Consider the following 18,639-nt stretch of genomic DNA (forward strand, 5'->3'; position numbering starts at 1 on the left):
ACAAATATCGAATTTTACAGAGAGATGGGGAAGGATAAAGGTTAACTGTATGCCAGTAGTACTAGCTCAAGCCGATGATGCAGCAGGTGCTGCTGTTTGATACTAATACGATGTTGATTTAGCCAAACGGCTAATTTTTGCCAATGCTTTAACTCGGCATTTTGCAAATACTTAGCCTGTTTCGCTTGCTTGTCAAAATCATCAGTAGAATTAATTTGTGCTATCGCCAATAACTCAGCAGGTGCTGTCAGCGCAAGTTGTGGCACAAGCCAATGAGTCACGCCCGTTAAGGTATGGGCGATTTGTAACCCTGCGGGATCTAAGTCGGTAAAGGCAATGATCGGCAATTTATCTGCCATCGCTTGCAAAAAATGCCGCACGCCAATCGGGGAATGATGACCGCTACCACGGTAGATAACCATCACATGAGTTAAATCCTGTGGTAAACGCGCTTGATGGATAACATCAAATACATCTAAGTTTTCAACCACTAGGATGGTTGCGACATTGAGTTCATGGCAATGCTTTTGTGCTTCATCCAATGGAATACGCAGTGATGTGCGTGTTGAAATCCCAAATGGTGAAGATCCGAAACCCAGATACTTCATCAAAACGTATTCGGCTTCGGGGCGGATCTTAGCGAGCTTTTCATCGTGACTTTTAGCGGACATCGCCATGCGATCGATATTGAAATCAAGCTGCCTTAAATCAAGCCCCATTAGCGCCAACACGCCTTGCCTTAATAGATCAAAATCTTTGGGTGCGAAACATAGATACTTTTCAGACTCGTCTAACTCACCCACTTCTAACTCGCGGTAAATCGCGCGCCAGTTAGCCGTGAGCTTAACCTTGGGAGAACGCTTAATAAAAGCGTTCTCCAACAGTTGTAATTGTTGCTGGCCTAGGCGAGCCATAACTCAACATCGCGAATAATAAAGTTGCCGCTATAGATGGGATGCGGTTCACCCAATGGCTCAAGCTCAAAATAAGCCTTGTGTTCATCGGGCAGACCTTCGTAGCCACCAATCACTTGATAAATCCAGCTTTCGGCGTCCCAAGGCAGCGCTTTATCCGCCAGATATTCCAGCGCCGATTGGCGCAGGCCAGACTCAATCACATCGACGAAATACTCATCCACCGCTTGTTTAAGCGGATTATCCGGCACATCAAAGTCTTCACTTTGGGTGATAGAAACGGATACATCATGCTCACGCACCGCCGCAATCACGGGATGACGACTAATAGCTTTAATGTGCGCCACTATGCCCATCAACTCCAGTTCTTGGCTGGCGTTATGTACATCAACCGATGCAGGCGCGAGCAAGATTTCAGCGCGATTAAATAGACTCGGGATTTCCTTGTGGGACACATGGTCCGCAGGCCGATAATCCGGATGCAAATCAGTGTAGAGCAACCAGCCCTTGAGCAAACGGGTACGCCCACGGATTTGCCTAAAGCGGCCTAAGAGTTCGAGTAAACGCCCCTGCACTACGCTCAGTTCCTGGGCGCAGTCGCTCATGGTTTCTTGCAAAGTCGTCACTAAGAGTTTGCGCAGTTCACGGATATCGCCTGCGATTTCGCCGAGCTCACTAAACTGAAACATCTCTAAGCCATTAAGCAATTCAGACACTTGGCTTTGAGCTAATTCGTTTTCGCGGATCTTAGCGTTGATCGTACCGACGTAACCGAACTCGTTATTAATGCGGCCCCAGAGCACACGAATCGAATAACGCAGACTATCAGCGAAGCTATAAACATGCTCGCTTAAATCTGATAAATAGGCCTCGGCGGCGCTGTAGTCTGAGCTATGACGCGCCTCTTTATAATGATCGGCCAAGGTTTTAATGGTCGCTAAGGCCGAACCGACATTAGAGTCGATTTGGCGATTGCGCTCGTCACTTAAACCTTCTTCGAGTAAGGCACGCACAGAACGCTTAAGCCGCAGCTCCTGATCTGGCTCTGGCCGCCATAAAATCCCTGCCTGTTTAAGCTTTTCGACCACGCTTGGATCGTGCGCATCCTCGTTAAGAGAGCCTGCCAAATAGGTGTCCATAATAATGTCAGCATGGCGACCTAACTGCTTGAGCAGTTTCACACCCGCCTGATGTAAGTTACTGCTCATCATGGCCTCCTTGGTCACAGCTTTTACCTAGGTTTAACAGTGCCAACATTAGATTAAGTCCCGCTGGGTCGCTGTTTCCGCCTGCGCTTCTAGGCTTAAACCTTCGGTTTCATCGATAAAACGAATGACTTCATACAGATAATCCAGCTTACCCGTGGCGATATAGATTTGCTTCTCCGCATTGGGGCGTACTAAATAGCCGAGTTCGACTAAGCGTTTGAAGACTAATTTGATTTGTGCATCGCTATTGGTACTGGTCGAGCCAAATAAACGATATTGACTGAGTTTGGCTAGCTGCTCACGGAACGCCGGCGTGTCTTCGATACGGCTTTGCAGCTCGGTTAACCGCACGGGCGCACCTTCGCTCAGCGGCGCATCTTGACCACTGGCTTCTTGCACTAATACCAACCATTCCACCAGCGGGATCAATGCCTGACAGATATCTTTAAACTGCGATGAAATCACTTTGCGTTCGGCATCGCCTAACTGTAAGTAACCGCAGAAGAACACATCGCCTTCGGCGGCGGACGCCACGGTACGGTTGATTTGATTGAGATAGGCCTCGACCCGCTCGCGGGTGCTGCTATTTTTAAGGGCGCGCCAGCCTTCTTCATTGGTGGTGCGGCAAATAAACTCGCCCTTGAGTAACAGTTCAATCAAAGCGCCAGTGCCAACTAATACGGTTTGGGTTGCATCGCTCATTAGATGGCCTCCTTCGACAAACGCTTATTCAACATGTCGGCAATTGCGCTTTTCACGTTAGCCTTAGGTTTTACCAGCTGCAACATCTTGGTTTGTTTTAATTCAAGCATGATTAGATGGCCTCCTTCGACAAACGCTTATTCAACATGTCTGCAATTGGGTTGACCTTAGGCTTAACCACCTGCAACTTCTTGGTTTGTTTGTTGATAATGTAACGGTTGGCGAACAAGTTCAGCACCTCAGACTCAGGATTAGGGAAGGCGCCCAGCACAGAAATATTGTTGTTTTCACAGGCATCGAAAATCTTCTTCACGTTGGTATGGTGCAAAGTGCCCAGCTCATCGATTGGCCAATGAATGGTCACATCGGCGCGGCCACGCAGCAAGCGCGTGAATGCCAACAAGAACTTACACAAAATCAGATATGCCATACCGTGGCTTGAGGATTCATTAAGTTGTCTATCGGTGCGGATGATTAAGTCGCTGTTACCTTCTTTAAGGCGCAGCTCGATTTCCAGCAACTTAGAGATCCCCCCCGTTAATGCAGCGCGGCCGATAATGTCTAAGGCGCGGCGCATACTGTTGGTATAATCCTCATCGGGCAAGCCATTAAAGCCATCGGCTTTCCAATGTTTAAAGGCTTTGACGAACTGCTCAAGCTCAGGCCAGAACTCTAACTCACTGATGCGCGAGCGAATACGTACCGCCGATTCAGACACGCCATCGAGGAATAACTCTTCGCCCACTTCGCGGGTAATGCGCGCACTTTGGGAGGCAATGCGGCGGTCGATATCGGCGAGTACATCGTAGAAGGCGGTCAAGTCGACACCAAAAATCCGTCCCTGCTCACGCAGCGCCATAATCGATTGCGGCACTATTACGTTTAGCAATTGTTCAAGTTGTGGCACTAACTTGCGGTAATCCAGCAGACGAATACCTTTGTCGTTGATAAAGCTCGATTCTTCACGGGCACGCTCCCAAGTTTCGGCAAGACCTGAACCTGACTTGCTGGCGATCACTGAGTCAAAATGCTCCACATATTGCTTCACCGAACCCATCAAGTAATCGCGTTTTAGCAGCAAATCTTCACCTTGGCGCAGACGCTCGCCTAGGCTGCCTTGGGCTTCTTCGTTATTGGTTGGTAACTTAAGCTCGGCGAGTTTACGCATCACAGCACGTAACTTTGTTAAGTTTTCAGAGGCTTCCACCTGCGCCGCATTGGATGCCTTAAGCTCGGTATCCAATTTTTGCCTACGGGTCTTCACCTCTAAGGTTTTAGCCTTAAGCTGTTGATCGATTTCCGATACGGCGCGCTTTACATCACTAAGCTGAGTTTGCAGTTTAGGTTTACGTATCAGCCAAGTGTGCTGATACCAATCGTCGAAGCGCAGTACGTCGCTGCGGCGCTGCTCGGCGCGGCTGATTTTGGTTTCTAACTCGCGAATTTGTTGCTTAAGTTTGAGGATATTATCCTCATCCACACCGCGGGATTTAAGCTCGTTTTTGTACCAAGTCTCGCAGGCCTTCTGCTCGATTTTGGCACTTTCACGACGTCCTTCAATGGTCGCTTTAATTTGGCCGAGTTGATTGTCGAGCGCACCGATGACTTCCTGCCAATAGGCATTCTTTTCCATGCGCGCTTCTAGCGCTTGCTCTTTTTGATCTTCGAGCCAGAGTTCGTGCTGATGTTTAAGCTGTTTTAGCTCACCATCAAGTTGAGTCAGTCTTTGCCCAGCATGGGCTTTGCGCTCACTCAATGCTTTGTTGATTTTGTCTTGCTCGCTGCGCTTTTCATCGAATAGTCGACGCAGATCGTCACGGCTATTTTTGTACGCCGTGCGGGCAAAGGTCAGTTCACGGCTGAGATTATCCAGCTCGCCATTAATCGAAATTAATTGTGATTCCGCCTCGGTTTGTAGTTCCTGAGCACTTTGTAACGCTTCTTCGGCTTTGCTTAAGCGAATACGCAGCTCTTGCTCAGAGGCGGCATATTCAGGCACATCGATGGCTTTAAGATCTAAATGCACCCCAAACAGGGTGTCACCAGAGCCTGTTACACTCGGGTGTAAATCGGTACGATGCAACAGTTCTGGCGCAATCACTTTCCCTAAACTTTGCTCCCAACCTTGGGCTTCTTTACGTAAGAATTCCAATAGGGTGTGGGACTCGGGGAACAGCATATGGTGCAGTTCATCCAGTTCGGCTTGGCGCTCATTCACCCTTAAACTGGCGATACGCAAGGCTTCATTGGCTTGATCGCGCTTAGATCTGAGTTTGCGCTCATCGCTGGCAAGACGCTCGACCTTAACATTGCAGCTTTCTTGCTCTTCATCGGCGCGGTGAATACGTTCGTCGAAAATCGCGAGGCTTAACTTTTCTTCTTCGGTGTAAGTCACACCATCGACACGTAATTTAAGCTCGGCGGCTGTGAGTTTAAATTGGTATTCCTGCTCGCTAAAGCTGGCCTTACCCGCATCGATTTGGTTGCGCCATTGCGCTTCTAAGGCATCAATATCGGCGCGCGCCACCTCGCGCTGTTTATCGCGGGCTTCGCGCTGCTTGTCTTGGTCGCTGTGCAGACTTTCTAATTCACGGTTTAACTGCTCGCCAATCTTGCTACGACGGGCATTGTAGGCCGCCTCAATATCTTGGTGTTTCTCGGTTTGCAGCTTATGACGTTCACTTAAGTTTTCAACATCGTTGCGCCAGTTTGGTAGCATCTCTAAATCAGCTTTAGCCTCTTCGATGTTGGCATCTAAAAAGGCGGCATGCTGATTTTCAATCGCATCGAGTTCATACTCGCACTTTGCCACATCGCCCTTAGCGGCAGATAAGTCGAGGTTTAGCTCATCGCGCTGCTCTTTCCATTCTTCATCTAATAAGCGAAGCTTTAAATTCAATTCCTTAGCTAGGGTTTGCTCCCTATCTTGGCGATCGGCTTCTAAGGTTTCATCGTTTCGATAACCGCGAGACAGACTTGATAAACGCAGTTCGGCGCTGAGCAGTTGGTTAAATTCTTGTTCAAGTTTCTCAAACTCAGGACGAATGACTTCAAAGCCTTGGATAAGTTGGCTTTCACGGATCCACGCTTCAACGCGCTGCGGATTCAAACGTGAGCTGGGCGGATTAACCCCATCTTCCTCTAAAATGGCGGCGATCATGGATTTGACCGTCTCCATCTTGCCTTCTTTGGAGTGCACCGCTTTAGCGAGTTTTTCGATGTGGCGCAGGGAATGCTCACCCTCACACAGGGCAAATTGGCGTGCATAACCGCGTAGTTCGCTGCGATTACTGCCCGTGCTTAATAGGGTGCGATCGTTTTGAATAATGGCGCGATATTCACGGGTATTAAGCAAATTAGTGGTGGCGATGCCGGCACGTTTTAAATCACGGCCTAATTCCGCCATGGTGTGGCACAGAATAGTGTCGCCATTTTGCGATTTAATATAATCACTTAACTCAAAACCTTTGGCGATAAAACGATAGTTAACGCCCTTACCATCGCCCGCCGAGGCCAGTACAGCTTGGTACAGTAAGCCATCGGCCTTTTGATATTCGTAAATGATGTAGCTTGAATCGTGTGGCAAGTACCAACGCTCGAAACTGTCGCGGGTCGAAGGCACCACGCGGCTTGGGTATTCACCATAAAAAACAGGGACTAAACGTTGTAATGTCGTTTTACCCGAGGCGTTAGTACCACAAATGTTGGTATGGCCATTGAGGGCGAGTTCCACCACGCCCGGAAGGTGCGTGTCAATCAGCACAATACGAATCAAGCTTGCCATTTCATTCCTTATGCAAACAGGAGAGTCTTATCTAAGCTGCAGAAGTTTCTACACAAATAAGAGAAAACAATCCAAGAGGGCCACTGACGTTAAAATCGTGGCCTAAAAATAGTGCCCCTAAAATAAGGCAATCACAGTGTATTGGCAATTAAGCGGCGATGCACTAATGCCTTAGCTCACATCTCAGCCCATTGCTCAGCAAAAACCTAACCCCATAGCTAGGCCAATGTTAAGCGGCCAATGATACGACAACTTAGCCCAAATGGACGGCTAACAAAGCGGCAATTAGCGCGATAAAAGGTAAATTCCAACGGATTTATTCGAGACGCAGGCGTTCGGCGATCCGACTGTAAATCAGCATCATTTCCGCCAGCGATCCCACTTGCATGCCTTTCATCAAATTGGCGCGGTGGATCTCAACCGTGCGCATGGCAATACAGAGACTATCGGCGATCTCTTGGTTCTTCAGGCCTTGGGCAATCAGGTTGAGTATTTCCCGCTCCCTTGGCGTGAGCGCTTGATAAGTCTCAAGATACTGATTGTCTTGATGATGCGCCTTGGTATGTTCCAACGCTTTGACAACCGCCTCGGCTAACTTAGCGCCATCGGCGGGCTTTTGGAAAAAATCCACCGCACCTAATTTAAGCGCATCTACCGCCATTGGCACATCGCCATGGCCAGTGAGATAAATCACCGCTAGCGGACTATTTTTTGCCACTAATTCAAGATGCAACTGCTGACCACTCAAACCCGGCATACGCACATCGACTAGCGCACAACCCGGTAGTGTTAAGTCTACGGCGGTAAAAAAGGCTTCAGCGCTATCAAAGTCGGTGATCTTAAGGCCATAACTTTCAAGCATAAAACGCAAAGAACGACGCACTGAGTCATCGTCATCGATTAAATACACAGGTAAGGCAAGACTCATTATTGTGCTCCATTGGGTTCAGGTTTACGCGGTATAGCCACCTGCGCTTGGCAACCGCCACCCATAGCGCTTTCTAGGCTAAACGTACCACCATGGCTCTCGGCAATATCACGGCAAATCACTAAGCCTAAACCTAACCCCTCTGATTTAGTGGAATAAAATGCTTGCATCAGCAGACTGGTCTCTTCGGTTAACCCAGTGCCATTATCTGTGACCGTCAGCAAGAGCGTACATTCTTGATAGCGAAGATCGATATCGATCGTGGGTGTGTATGGCTTTTGCGTGATGCTCTGTTCGGTGCCACTGGATTCAAGCTCTAACCGCTGAACGCAGGCGTCAAAGGCGTTTTTTAGTAGGTTGAGCAACAACTGCTGCATGCCGACTTCATCGAGGGACTGTAAATAGGGCTCACCATTCACATTGACAGCAAGGTTTATCTGATGTTGTTCAAACTCATAGGCAAGCAGTGGCACAGTATCATTGACCAACTCATGCAGATACAAAGGCTGTTTCGACACTGGTCGCTTCTTCAGTAAATTACGTAAGCGACTGATAATACTGTCGGCGCGCGTGACTTCCTGCTGGATCAGCGCCAATACAGATTGCAACTCCTCAGGGCTCGTCCCCCTCTGTAATCGCACTTCAGCGCCATGACAATAATGGCCAATCGCCGCCAAAGGTTGATTGAGTTCATGGGAGAGACTCGCGCCAAGCTCGCCCGCGATAGCAATACGTTGGGCATGTTCCAGTAACGCACGGTTTTCATTGAGCTGGCGCTGAGTGTTAATCAACTCACGGCCACGACGACTAAAGCGGTATTCAAGCCAAAAATGATACACATTGAGTAAAACCAAAATCCCCAAAACAAGCCAAGCCCATTGTTGATGTAACTTGATCCACTGCCACGCCCTTTGCCACCATGGTGCCTGCAAAGGATGCATATCGAGATCTTTAAGCAGTTGATCGATCGCAAGCTGACTCACGGCCGTGGTCCAGCCCGCAGAATCAGCAGACTTAGCGGCGAGATGATCTTCGGGCAGCGCCAGCAAAGCTTGAGTCACACTTTTAGCCAGAGACTGGGAGGCGCGATTGGTCTTTGCCATAGACCAGTTGGGATAAAGGTGAGTCGAGACTTGGCAATTAAACCCCGCAGGCGCTTGATTATCGAGCACTCGATAATGGGCGATGTTAATAAGACCTTCCGTTTGCATCTGCTCAAGCTGACACACAGGCACGACCGTAGCGTCTAACGGTTGATGTCGCTCTGTGGAAGTTTTTTTGTCATCTAACTGATAAATCAAGTTATCTAGCGGGAACCCCAGCGGAATGATCTCTCCCACAAAGCGAGGTAAATCTATGCCCTTTAGCTGCGCTTCGTACACTAAGGTCAAGTAACCACCAAAGGCATTTTTCGATACGATCCCGAGTCGACGTCCCTTAAGATCACTTAGGGTGTGATAGGGTGAATCGGCGCGCACCACCAGCGCCGAGCCCACTTGCATTGCCGCGCCATTATTTAACGGACTGCGCAGGGTCGCCAACCAAGTGAGGGAATATTGTCGCGCCAGCAACACGGATTGCCCTGGGTTGGTGATCACAAAATCGAGCCCTTGGGTTTCAACGCCCTTAGCTAGCTCATCGAGGGTGAGAGGATGTAACCTAAAGTAACTGTTGGGGATTTGAGTTTCGAGCCACCCCATCAAAGGTTGCCAGCGGTTGATGGTCGCCTTATAACCGCGGATGGCTAACACGCCAACATCGACCACTTGATAACTGGGCTCTTCGATAGCAACTTGAGCGACAATCTCAGGGTCAGTTAACCCCGAACTTTGATTCAATGGCTCCGCAGCAAACACCTCAGCCGAAGCGAGCAAGCATAGGAATAACACTGCGTTCCTTGGCTTTTTCCTCGGTATTGCCACGGAATGTGGAGTGCTCAGAATCGATAACGGCCACTTGACCGATACTGCTAAGCGAAACACCGTTTTCATCATCCTCAATAACATGAAGTGCAATACTTTATCCCCAGTCGCTCACACTAAAATCAAGTCCAACTTAAGCTAAGAACAGGGCAAACCCAAGCCACAAAAAATAAAACCCTAGCATTTTGAAGGCTATTCTAACGGATATTTGTTGCGCTAGATCAAGTCCACACCCGATATGTGGAAAACCACTATAGTTATGCCGCCTCCCCTTTTACAGAATGCCTGTAAACCTCGCCATAAACCTTAACTCTAGGTCTATGAGCCAGTTTATTCGCCATCTGCAAGTAGTGAAGGAAATCTGTATGGACAAGAGTAAACGTCAGTTTCTCGGCAAAATGGCCAGCGTCAGTGTTGGCGCCGCACTCATCCCTGTCGTGCAAGTGTATGCACAGGATGATAAGCGCAGCCCTCAAATGCACAGTGCCAGCGAAGGCCAAGTGGGTAAACGTTACGGTATGGTGATCGATCTACGCCGCTGTGTGGGCTGCCAAGCCTGTACCGTCGCTTGCACTATCGAGAATCAACCGCCCCTCGGCCAATTTCGCACCACAGTGCAGCAGTATGAAGTCTCGCAGCAGGAAGATACTACTCCTCCTGCGTTTTTAATGCTGCCAAGACTTTGTAATCACTGTGAAAACCCGCCCTGCATCCCCGTTTGTCCTACGGGCGCGACCTTCCAGCGCAAGGACGGCATAGTGGTCGTCAACAATGAATGGTGTGTTGGTTGTGGCTATTGCGTGCAAGCCTGCCCCTATGATGCGCGCTTTATCAACCACGATACCAATACCGCCGACAAATGTACCTTCTGCGCCCATAGGTTAGATGCAGGGTTACTGCCCGCCTGTGTCGAAACCTGCGTAGGAGAAGCCCGTGTGATTGGCGATCTGAATAATCCCAACAGCCAGATAAGCCAACTGCTCGCCGCCAACAAAACCGATATCAAGGTGCTAAAACCAACAGCAAACACTGCGCCGCGGGTATTCTACATCGGCATGAGCAGCGCTTTTGAGGACAAGATCAGCGGCCAAGCCCCCGTTAGAACCTTACTTACCGATACTGGCGAGGAGATCCACCATGGTCATTAAAGAAATCTTTACCCCAGATATCGCCATTACTTGGCTACCTTGGGCAGTACAATACTTTTTTATGATGGGGCTCGCCTACGCCAGCGTATGGGTAGCGACAATACACTTGTTCAGCCAACCCAAACCCGATGACAGATTGCTGAAGCTCTGCGCCTGTTTAATGTTAACCGCAGGCATAGTCGCCCCTATCGCCTTACTCGCCGATTTACACCAACCGCTGCGGGCTTGGCATTTTTATGCGCAAGTTCGCCCTGATTCTTGGATGTGGTATGGCGCCTTTTTACTGCCCGTATTCTCGGGCACCAGCGCGTTGTTTGCTTGGCTGCTACTGCGTCAATATCTGCCTAAGCACACCACGAATCAAGACTCAGATTGGGTGAATAAAATAGGCCAATTACTGAGATTCGGTGATTGGAACAGTGACAAATTCATCAAGCCGATCGCACTGATCACGGCCCTGAGTGCCTGCAGTATCGCCCTCTACACTGGCATGGAAACCATGGCCATTAAGGCGCGGCCACTGTGGCATACCTATTGGCTGCCACCTTTGATGGCAATGAGCGCCCTACTCGCCGCCTGCGGCACTTTGGTGGTATTGAATCGACTATTAAAGGGCTACCAACAGCGCACCCAAGACAGCCTATTACTCTGGGTAAGAGCGAGTTTTGGTCTATTCGCCCTATGCCTTATCGGCTGGGCGTTATTCGATAAGGGCTCGGCCCCTGAAGCCGCATTATTGCTTGAAACCAGCCCAAGCTGGCAACTTGCTGCGATTTGGGTACTGGTCACACTCGCCGTGCTGGCACTGATGCTCGCCATTCGTCACTTACCCAATATGGCAATGCTAATCGTCAGCCTCACGGCCATTCACCTTGCGTGGGGATTTCGCTGGATAGTGCTAATTCAAGCGCAAACCGATCCTAAATACGGCGCGGGGACTTATCTCTATCAACTGCCTTGGGGACCTGAAGGGCTATTAGGAATAGCTGGGACTTTCGGCCTCTGGTTAGCATTAATGGCGCTGGTCTCCGAACTTATTCGCCACACGCCTGCGGCAAAACTTGCTCGCTGAGCACCCAATTAGTTTACAGAATTAAGGAGTCCATCATGGATAAGAGTAAACGTCGTTTTATCAAAGGGGCCGCTGTAACGGGTGGTGTGGGATTGTTTGCCGCGGGTTATAGCCATACATTAGCGCAAATAGGTAAAGGTGTCGTCAATGGCACTTCAGGAAAACCGACCCAAGATCCACTGCATGGCAATTCCTTAGCACCTGAATACAAAGTCGATTTACAGTCAGGCCAGTTAATCAGCAATGACGATCAACGCATCGCCAATACTATGTGCTTAGGTTGCTGGACCAAATGCGGCGTGCGCGCTCGTATCGATCAAAAAACCGATAAAATCATCCGTATCAGCGGTAATCCTTATCATCCGTTGTCATCGCGGGAACATATCGATTTTGATACGCCGATCAAAACCGCCTTTGTTGGGCTTAGCGCCTTTCAAGAACAGGGTCTGCAGGGACGTTCCACCGCCTGCGCCCGCGGTAATGCCATGCTAGAACAATTAGATAGCCCACATCGTGTCACCCAATGCCTTAAACGCGTGGGTAAGCGCGGCAGCGGCCAATGGCAGAGCATTAGCTTTGAGCAATTGCTGAATGAAGTCGTCGAAGGTGGTGATTTATTTGGTGAGGGCCAAGTCGAAGGCTTAAGAGCAATTCGTGATATCACCACGCCGCTCGATACCAATAATCCAGAATACGGCCCTAAGGCTAACCAGTTACTGGTCTCAAACGCCTCCGATGAAGGCCGCGATGCCATTATCAAACGTTTTACCTTCAACAGCTTTGGCACCCGAAACTTTGCCAACCACGGCGCTTACTGTGGATTTACCTACCGCGCCGGAGCAGGCGCTTTATTGGATGATTTGAAAAAATACGCCCACTTGAAACCCGATTGGGACCATAGCGAATTTTTACTCTTTATCGGCACTTCACCGCAGCAATCGGGCAATCCCTTTAAACGCCAAGCAAGACAATTGGCTAACGCGCGGGTGAATAAAACAAATTTCAGTTATGTGGTGGTGTCGCCCATGCTACCCAATACCTCGAATCAACCTTGTGCGGGTAACAATACTTGGCTGCCGATCCGCCCCGCCACCGACTCGGCCCTCGCCATGGGCATGTTGCGCTGGATTATTGATAACCAGCGCTACGCCGCCGATTTTTTGAGTGCGCCCAATGTCGATGCTGCTAAGGTTTCGGGTTACCGTGGCTTCAGCAATGCGGGCTTCTTGATCGTCAGCGAACCTACCCATCCAAGATATGGCCAATATCTCTTTGCCAGCGATCTTGGCTTACCCTTCGACGGCAAAGCCTACGGCGAGCAAGACTCGCAGTTGGTTGTCGATGCCGCGAGTGGCAAGATAGTTTTGGCGAGCCAAAGTCAGAAAGCCAAGCTCGACGTTGACCAAAACGTCGACACACCTAAGGGGGTGATTGCGGTTAAATCTAGCTTCCAACTGTTAAGTGAAGCGGCGCAGAGCTTCGAGATGGCACACTATGCCAAGGAGTGCGATATTAGCGAGGCGCAAATTATCGCCCTCGCGGATAAATTTACCAGCCATGGCACTAAGGCTGCGGTGATCTCCCACGGCGGCACGATGAGCGCCAATGGTTTCTATAGCGCGTGGGCGATCATGATGCTCAACGCCATGATAGGTAACATCAATCTCAAGGGCGGCGCATTAGCCTCCGGCGGTTCATTCCCGGCCTTTGGTAAAGGCCCAAGGTATAATCTGCAGGAGTTTGACGGCATGGTCGAGCCTAAGGGCGTATTCCTATCGCGATCTAAATTCCCCTACGAGAAAACCTCAGAGTATCGCCGTAAAGTCGAAGCGGGCGAATCGCCTTATCCTGCAAAGGAGCCTTGGTTTCCGATTTCATCACCCTTGCTTGGCGAACATTTAACGGCGGCGGTGCACGGCTATCCCTATCGACTCAAAGCATGGATTAACCACATGGGCAATCCGATTTATGGTCAAGCGGGCCTAGGTGAAGCCATTGGTGAACAACTGAAAGATCCCAAAGTACTGCCACTGTTTATCAGTATCGACAGCTTTATTAACGAAACCTCGGCGCTATCGGATTATATCGTGCCCGACACATTAACTTACGAGTCATGGGGTTGGAGCCCTTCGTGGCATGGGACTCTGACGAAGGAAACGACAGGTCGCTGGCCGATTGTCGAACCAAGGGTCACAAAAATGGCCAGTGGCGATGTGGTGTGCATGGAGTCTTTCTTAAGCCAAGTGGCAATAAAACTGCAATTACCTGGTTTTGGCGAAAATGCCGTTAAGGCCGCCGATGGCAGCTTACATCCGTTAACGCGCGCAGCGGATTACTCACTCTACGGTGCCGCCAACGTGGCCTATTTGGGTAAAGCCGTTGCCGATATTAACGCTGAGGACATGTACCTTAGCGGTGTGAGTCGTATTCAAAGTGAGCTCAACGCCAGACTCAAGCCAGATGAAGTCAAAAAAGTCAGCTACTTATTTGCCCGCGGCGGCCGCTTTGAGAATATGAGCGGTGCACGGGATGAAGTGGGGAATCCAACCAAGGTTTGGCCAAAACCTATGATGCTGTGGAATCCCGAAGTGGGCAGTCGGCGTAACAGTCTCACTGGGGAATTTATGAGTGGCTGTCCGCGCTTATATCAACCCGCCTTAGCCGATGGCACACCGCTCGATAAGGCGTTTAATAAATCACAGTGGCCTTTGCTGATCAGTAGTTACAAATCCCACACCATGAGCTCTATGAGTATTGGCTCGGATCGTTTGCGCCAAGTGCACCCTAATAATCCGGTGCGGCTGAACGAGAAGACCGCCAGTCGCCTTGGAATAAGCACTGGTGACACAGTAAAAATCAGCACGCCCAACGGCAGCGTGATTGCCTTAGTGGAATGTGTTGCCGGAGTGCACCCTGACTGCATCGCCATCGAACACGGTTATGGCCATAAGGAACTCGGCGCGCGGGACGTAGTGATCGACAACCTTAAAATCGCCGCCAATCCGCTGATCCGAGTCGGCATCAATATGAACGACTTGAATCTGTTTGATCCGAGTCGCCACGGCCGCTACCCGCTGGTAGATTGGGCAAGTGGCGCTTCGGCCAGACAAGGGCTGCCCGCAAAAATAGAGAAAGTCGTATAAGGTTTATTCTCACCTCAAGTTGGCAGGCTTTTATGCAAAGCAAAGCCCGTATAGTGAATCTATACAAACGGCGATAATCTAGCAAAAACGCCTGCCAAACTCCGTTACTTGGCAACATTTGCTCATGTAAGCTCGATGTCTGCACTTTATCCACATCTGATTTTAGTGATCTTACTTGCCAATATTGCAGTATACAGTTCGGCGTACCATGTTAATAAAAACCACAAATCATCCCAATCATAGCTATATTTATCAGTGTATTTGGCGCCATATCATCCAATAAAAAAGAGTTCGTTTTTGAATTAAGGAGTATCTCAGTGTTTAATTCATCGTTACGTAAAAGCCTTGAAGAGAGTGAAGCGAAACTACTGGAATCAGAATCTTTAGTTGATTCCATCGATAACAGCGTCGCCACTATCACGTTTTCACCAGATGGTGAAATCCTAGATGCTAATCCTCTGTTTTTAAATACGATGGGTTATTCTCTGGTAGAAATTATAGGCCGAAGCCATAGGATATTTTGTAAGCCAGAATATGCAAACGCCTCTACCTATCGTCAGTTTTGGGACAACTTGAAAGCAGGCCATCTGCAAGAAGGTAATTTTTGCCGTATCCATAAAAATGGACACGAGATATGGCTTAAAGCGACTTATTTTCCCATTAAATTAGATGGGAAAGTGATAAAAGTGATGAAGATTGCCGCTGATATCACGAAAGAAAAGCTTCAACTCGATGATCAAGCGGCTATTTTCGATGCATTAAATAAGTCACAGGCCATTATTGAATTTACGTCAGAGGGTACCATACTCAACGCCAATCATAATTTCTTACGGGTAATGGCGTACAGCAAAGAACAAGTCATCGGCAAGCACCACCGTATTTTTTGCTTTGATAATTTCTATCAGCAACAACCTCATTTTTGGGACGATCTTAAAAATGGGCAATTTAAGAGCGGACTCTTTGAACGAAAAAATGCCTATGGTCAATCCATCTGGTTAGAGGCTGCCTATAATCCCATTATTGATGAAAACGGTCATGTCAGAAAAATCATCAAATTCGCCAGCGATGTCAGCGCGCGAATCCAACAAAATCAAGCCGTTCAAGAAGCCGCCAATATTGCGCTGATCACCTCACAACAAACGCTTACACAAGCCCAACAAGGTGTGAAATTGCTGGATGCAACAGTAAGTACCTCAAATGCCATTGCCGAGCAAACCCATAGGACGACGGATTCAATGGCAAAACTCAATGAGCAGTCTCAGAGTATTCAAGCCATTGTTGCAACCATCAGCTCGATTGCAGATCAAACGAATCTTCTGGCGCTTAACGCTGCCATTGAAGCTGCGCGTGCAGGTGATCAAGGGCGTGGCTTTGCCGTTGTTGCCGATGAAGTGAGACAACTTGCAGCCCGAACCAGTAAATCAACCAGTGAAATTGCCGCCGTAGTCAGTAAAAATACTCAATTAACCGCTAGCGCAACACACATGATGAATGAGGTTGAGCGTATCGCTCAGGAAGGGAAACTGCAGTTAGCAGAGGTGACATTGGTTATGGGGGAAATTCGTAATGGGGCGGAAAATGTCTCATCAACGGTGTCAAAGCTTTCCATCGACGATCAACATTAATCCGCATATTACATCATTCATTAGCGCTATTTATGGATGCATAGCGCTTTGCCTACAGACCAAAACTACGCGATGACCTAAGCGTCTATCAATAATCTATTTTACGGCCTTCATAGGTTGCGCACATTTGCTGCACAAAAACCTCATCGTAAGCACGTAATCCACTCATCACTAAGGTCTTTATACCTGTTCCGACTAAGGTATCACCACTGTGTAACTCAAAATGCAAAGTCACATCGCCGCGTTTGCCATCAATTTTAAGATCTTGTCCAACGAGGGATAAAGTGACCTCAATAAAATCAAGTGTAGTGAGATCGAAAGACATGCTTTCGTAAATCACTAATGGGCGTTCTGGATTTATCATCACTTGATGCTGTTTCATTAACGGCACTAAGATATCGATGAAATTATGTCCAGAGAAAGCAACATATTGACGAATAAAGGATTCTGTCTGCGCATCACAACAACTTACATCACCCTGACGGCTGACATTAAGATAGGCTTTTTCACGACTATCGCAAATCGAAAAACTATCATTAACCTGCTCTGGAAATTGCAATTCGACGCCATCCCCCACCATGCCCGCAAAGCTAAATTTCATGCTCTGACTCAAACCATACTGGGTTAACACTAAAGCAAACAGCAGATCTCCAGGGACACAAAAACGCTTGGCGCCGACATCATGTATAGGATTAAAATCCTGTGCAACTTTCTTAGCGAAATCGCTAGCCTGCTGTGCCGAAACTGAAATTGCTTGATTTTGCTTTGAAAAATAAGGCGCTAGAAACATATAAACTCTATTAGTAATGACTCAAGTAGGGATGGATAACAAAATTCTCACGAGTCTACCTTAATTTAGGTATTTCACTCACCCGATGACTTGAATCCAACGAAGCCGTAAAAGTAACACCGTGATAATATTTGTAAAGCGAATAACCTCGTTGTTGCATTTCACATTGCTAGCGCATTTCCATCGCAACATGCATCTTTTAGACTTTATTAAACTCACGTTTTAATTGAAAACCATCGTCAGTCACTAACTGCTCTAGCACCTCAATACGACGACGCAGCGTTTCTAACTCGGTGCGCAGCACTTGGTTCTCCTGTGCTTGCTCATGACTCGCCAATCTTTGCTTTTCACGGATCTTCATAATTGCCACAACATATCCTCCCACAATCGCAAGTATGGGAATAAGTAAAGCAAGAGCACCATTGTTCATAATCCATTCCTTTCGTTTTAGGGTGTGTTGACGTTTCAGGGTTATTTTTGCAGTGAAATTTAATCTCGAAACGCAGTAACAATCAGTATGTTCAAGATACGCCAAATACACCAGTGACAAAAGTCATGAGATTTGACTGCAAAATCATTCCTTATCAAAACTATCCACAACGATAGCGCCCATAGAGGCCGGCATAGTAATCACTATGATCCGTTTAATCGAGGTCAGAGGATCCTCAAAAAATGGCACTTTATCGAGGCAAAACAGCACCAGAAAAACAACAAGTGCAGTGAGCAAATACGCCACCACTATCCGAAAAATAAACACAGGGATCCGTGTTCGAATATTCTGCTGGAACACGCTGTGGTAAGTAAATACTCCGAGAAATAACAACGATAAACTAAAGAGCATAGCAATATTTAATAAAGGCAACGTTTCGCCAAGTTGCCACGCTTCCTCAGAAAATGCGATGGGAACCGCAAGGGCAAAAGCGCCTACACATACTTGGCTCGCATCTTCGGTGTTAAAACTAAATTTCATGCTGATCGCTCCCTAATCTTCCAATCTATTTGATTAGTCGAAAATAACGTTCGGTGAAGATGCGCTTATTACTGAGGTATTAAGTGCGATAAAGCACTTTAACGACATGCCAGCCAAACTTCGTTTTTACTATATGTGGCACCAATAACTCGCCCGAAAATGCGACTTTATCGAACTGTGGCACCATTTGGCCTTTTTTAAACTCACCTAAGTCGCCGCCTTTTTTGGCTGAAGGACAAGAGGAAAAACGCTTAGCGAGCACAGCAAAATTAGCACCATTATTTAGCTGCTTAACAATATCCTCAGCCTGCTCTTTGTGTTTCACTAAAATATGCACGGCGGCAGCGGTTTTAAACATGTCATTTCTCACTTGAGTTAACGTCCCGAGCAAAAGGAAGAGTGACATCCCGAGTTTGCTCTCGATAACATCACT

14 protein-coding genes are annotated in these 18,639 nt (G+C 48.2%); 4 read left to right on the forward strand and 10 right to left on the reverse strand.

Features of this window, described 5'->3' with window-relative positions; translation table 11 throughout:
- Nucleotides 1–41: 41 nt before the first annotated feature.
- From SPUTW3181_RS18190 to SPUTW3181_RS18215, 6 genes are all read right to left on the reverse strand, one after another.
- Nucleotides 42–914 carry a Wadjet anti-phage system protein JetD domain-containing protein gene (locus tag SPUTW3181_RS18190; RefSeq protein ID WP_011790749.1) on the reverse strand — a complete coding sequence of 291 codons (873 nt, stop codon included), beginning with the start codon at nt 912–914 and terminating at the stop codon, nt 42–44.
- Entirely contained in the window at nt 902–2,122 is a 1,221-nt protein-coding gene (locus tag SPUTW3181_RS18195; RefSeq protein WP_011790750.1) for a hypothetical protein, read from the reverse strand. The genes SPUTW3181_RS18190 and SPUTW3181_RS18195 overlap by 13 nt, the downstream gene beginning before the upstream one ends.
- Nucleotides 2,123–2,170: 48 nt before the next feature.
- Entirely contained in the window at nt 2,171–2,824 is a 654-nt protein-coding gene (locus tag SPUTW3181_RS18200; protein ID WP_011790751.1) for a hypothetical protein, read from the reverse strand.
- Between the two features lie 112 nt (nt 2,825–2,936).
- Nucleotides 2,937–6,608 carry an ATP-binding protein gene (locus SPUTW3181_RS18205; RefSeq protein ID WP_011790752.1) on the reverse strand — a complete coding sequence of 1,224 codons (3,672 nt, stop codon included), beginning with the start codon at nt 6,606–6,608 and terminating at the stop codon, nt 2,937–2,939.
- Nucleotides 6,609–6,924: 316 nt separating this feature from the next.
- Nucleotides 6,925–7,536, reverse strand: a complete 612-nt coding sequence (locus SPUTW3181_RS18210) for a response regulator transcription factor (protein WP_011790753.1) — start codon at nt 7,534–7,536, stop codon at nt 6,925–6,927.
- Complete coding sequence (locus tag SPUTW3181_RS18215; RefSeq protein WP_041408253.1) at nt 7,536–9,542, reverse strand: PhnD/SsuA/transferrin family substrate-binding protein; 2,007 nt, start codon at nt 9,540–9,542, stop codon at nt 7,536–7,538. Before SPUTW3181_RS18215 ends, SPUTW3181_RS18210 begins: the two co-directional genes overlap by 1 nt.
- A gap of 281 nt (nt 9,543–9,823) precedes the next feature.
- On the opposite strand from SPUTW3181_RS18215, the gene dsrO reads away from it, so the two are divergent.
- From dsrO to SPUTW3181_RS18235, 4 genes are all read left to right on the forward strand, one after another.
- Nucleotides 9,824–10,606, forward strand: a complete 783-nt coding sequence (gene dsrO / locus SPUTW3181_RS18220) for a sulfate reduction electron transfer complex DsrMKJOP subunit DsrO (RefSeq protein ID WP_011790755.1) — start codon at nt 9,824–9,826, stop codon at nt 10,604–10,606.
- Nucleotides 10,596–11,678: an NrfD/PsrC family molybdoenzyme membrane anchor subunit gene (nrfD, locus tag SPUTW3181_RS18225; protein ID WP_011790756.1), complete on the forward strand. Its 1,083-nt coding sequence runs from the start codon at nt 10,596–10,598 to the stop codon at nt 11,676–11,678. Before dsrO ends, nrfD begins: the two co-directional genes overlap by 11 nt.
- A 35-nt stretch (nt 11,679–11,713) precedes the next feature.
- Nucleotides 11,714–14,821, forward strand: a complete 3,108-nt coding sequence (locus SPUTW3181_RS18230) for a tetrathionate reductase subunit A (RefSeq protein WP_011790757.1) — start codon at nt 11,714–11,716, stop codon at nt 14,819–14,821.
- A 317-nt stretch (nt 14,822–15,138) separates the two neighbouring features.
- Nucleotides 15,139–16,446, forward strand: a complete 1,308-nt coding sequence (locus SPUTW3181_RS18235; RefSeq protein ID WP_011790758.1) for a methyl-accepting chemotaxis protein — start codon at nt 15,139–15,141, stop codon at nt 16,444–16,446.
- Nucleotides 16,447–16,534: 88 nt separating this feature from the next.
- Here SPUTW3181_RS18235 and SPUTW3181_RS18240 read toward each other — a convergent pair whose 3' ends face one another.
- From SPUTW3181_RS18240 to SPUTW3181_RS18255, 4 genes are all read right to left on the reverse strand, one after another.
- Nucleotides 16,535–17,236: a DUF3581 domain-containing protein gene (locus SPUTW3181_RS18240; protein ID WP_011790759.1), complete on the reverse strand. Its 702-nt coding sequence runs from the start codon at nt 17,234–17,236 to the stop codon at nt 16,535–16,537.
- Between the two features lie 199 nt (nt 17,237–17,435).
- Entirely contained in the window at nt 17,436–17,666 is a 231-nt protein-coding gene (locus SPUTW3181_RS18245; RefSeq protein ID WP_011790760.1) for a hypothetical protein, read from the reverse strand.
- A gap of 144 nt (nt 17,667–17,810) precedes the next feature.
- A complete protein-coding gene (locus tag SPUTW3181_RS18250) occupies nt 17,811–18,206 on the reverse strand; it encodes a DUF2391 family protein (protein WP_011790761.1) in 396 nt (131 codons plus the stop codon).
- Between the two features lie 79 nt (nt 18,207–18,285).
- A complete protein-coding gene (locus SPUTW3181_RS18255; protein ID WP_006084190.1) occupies nt 18,286–18,564 on the reverse strand; it encodes a peptidylprolyl isomerase in 279 nt (92 codons plus the stop codon).
- Nucleotides 18,565–18,639: the final 75 nt, after the last annotated feature.

Source organism: Shewanella sp. W3-18-1 (assembly GCF_000015185.1).
In the GTDB taxonomy this organism is placed as follows: Bacteria; Pseudomonadota; Gammaproteobacteria; order Enterobacterales; family Shewanellaceae; genus Shewanella; species Shewanella putrefaciens.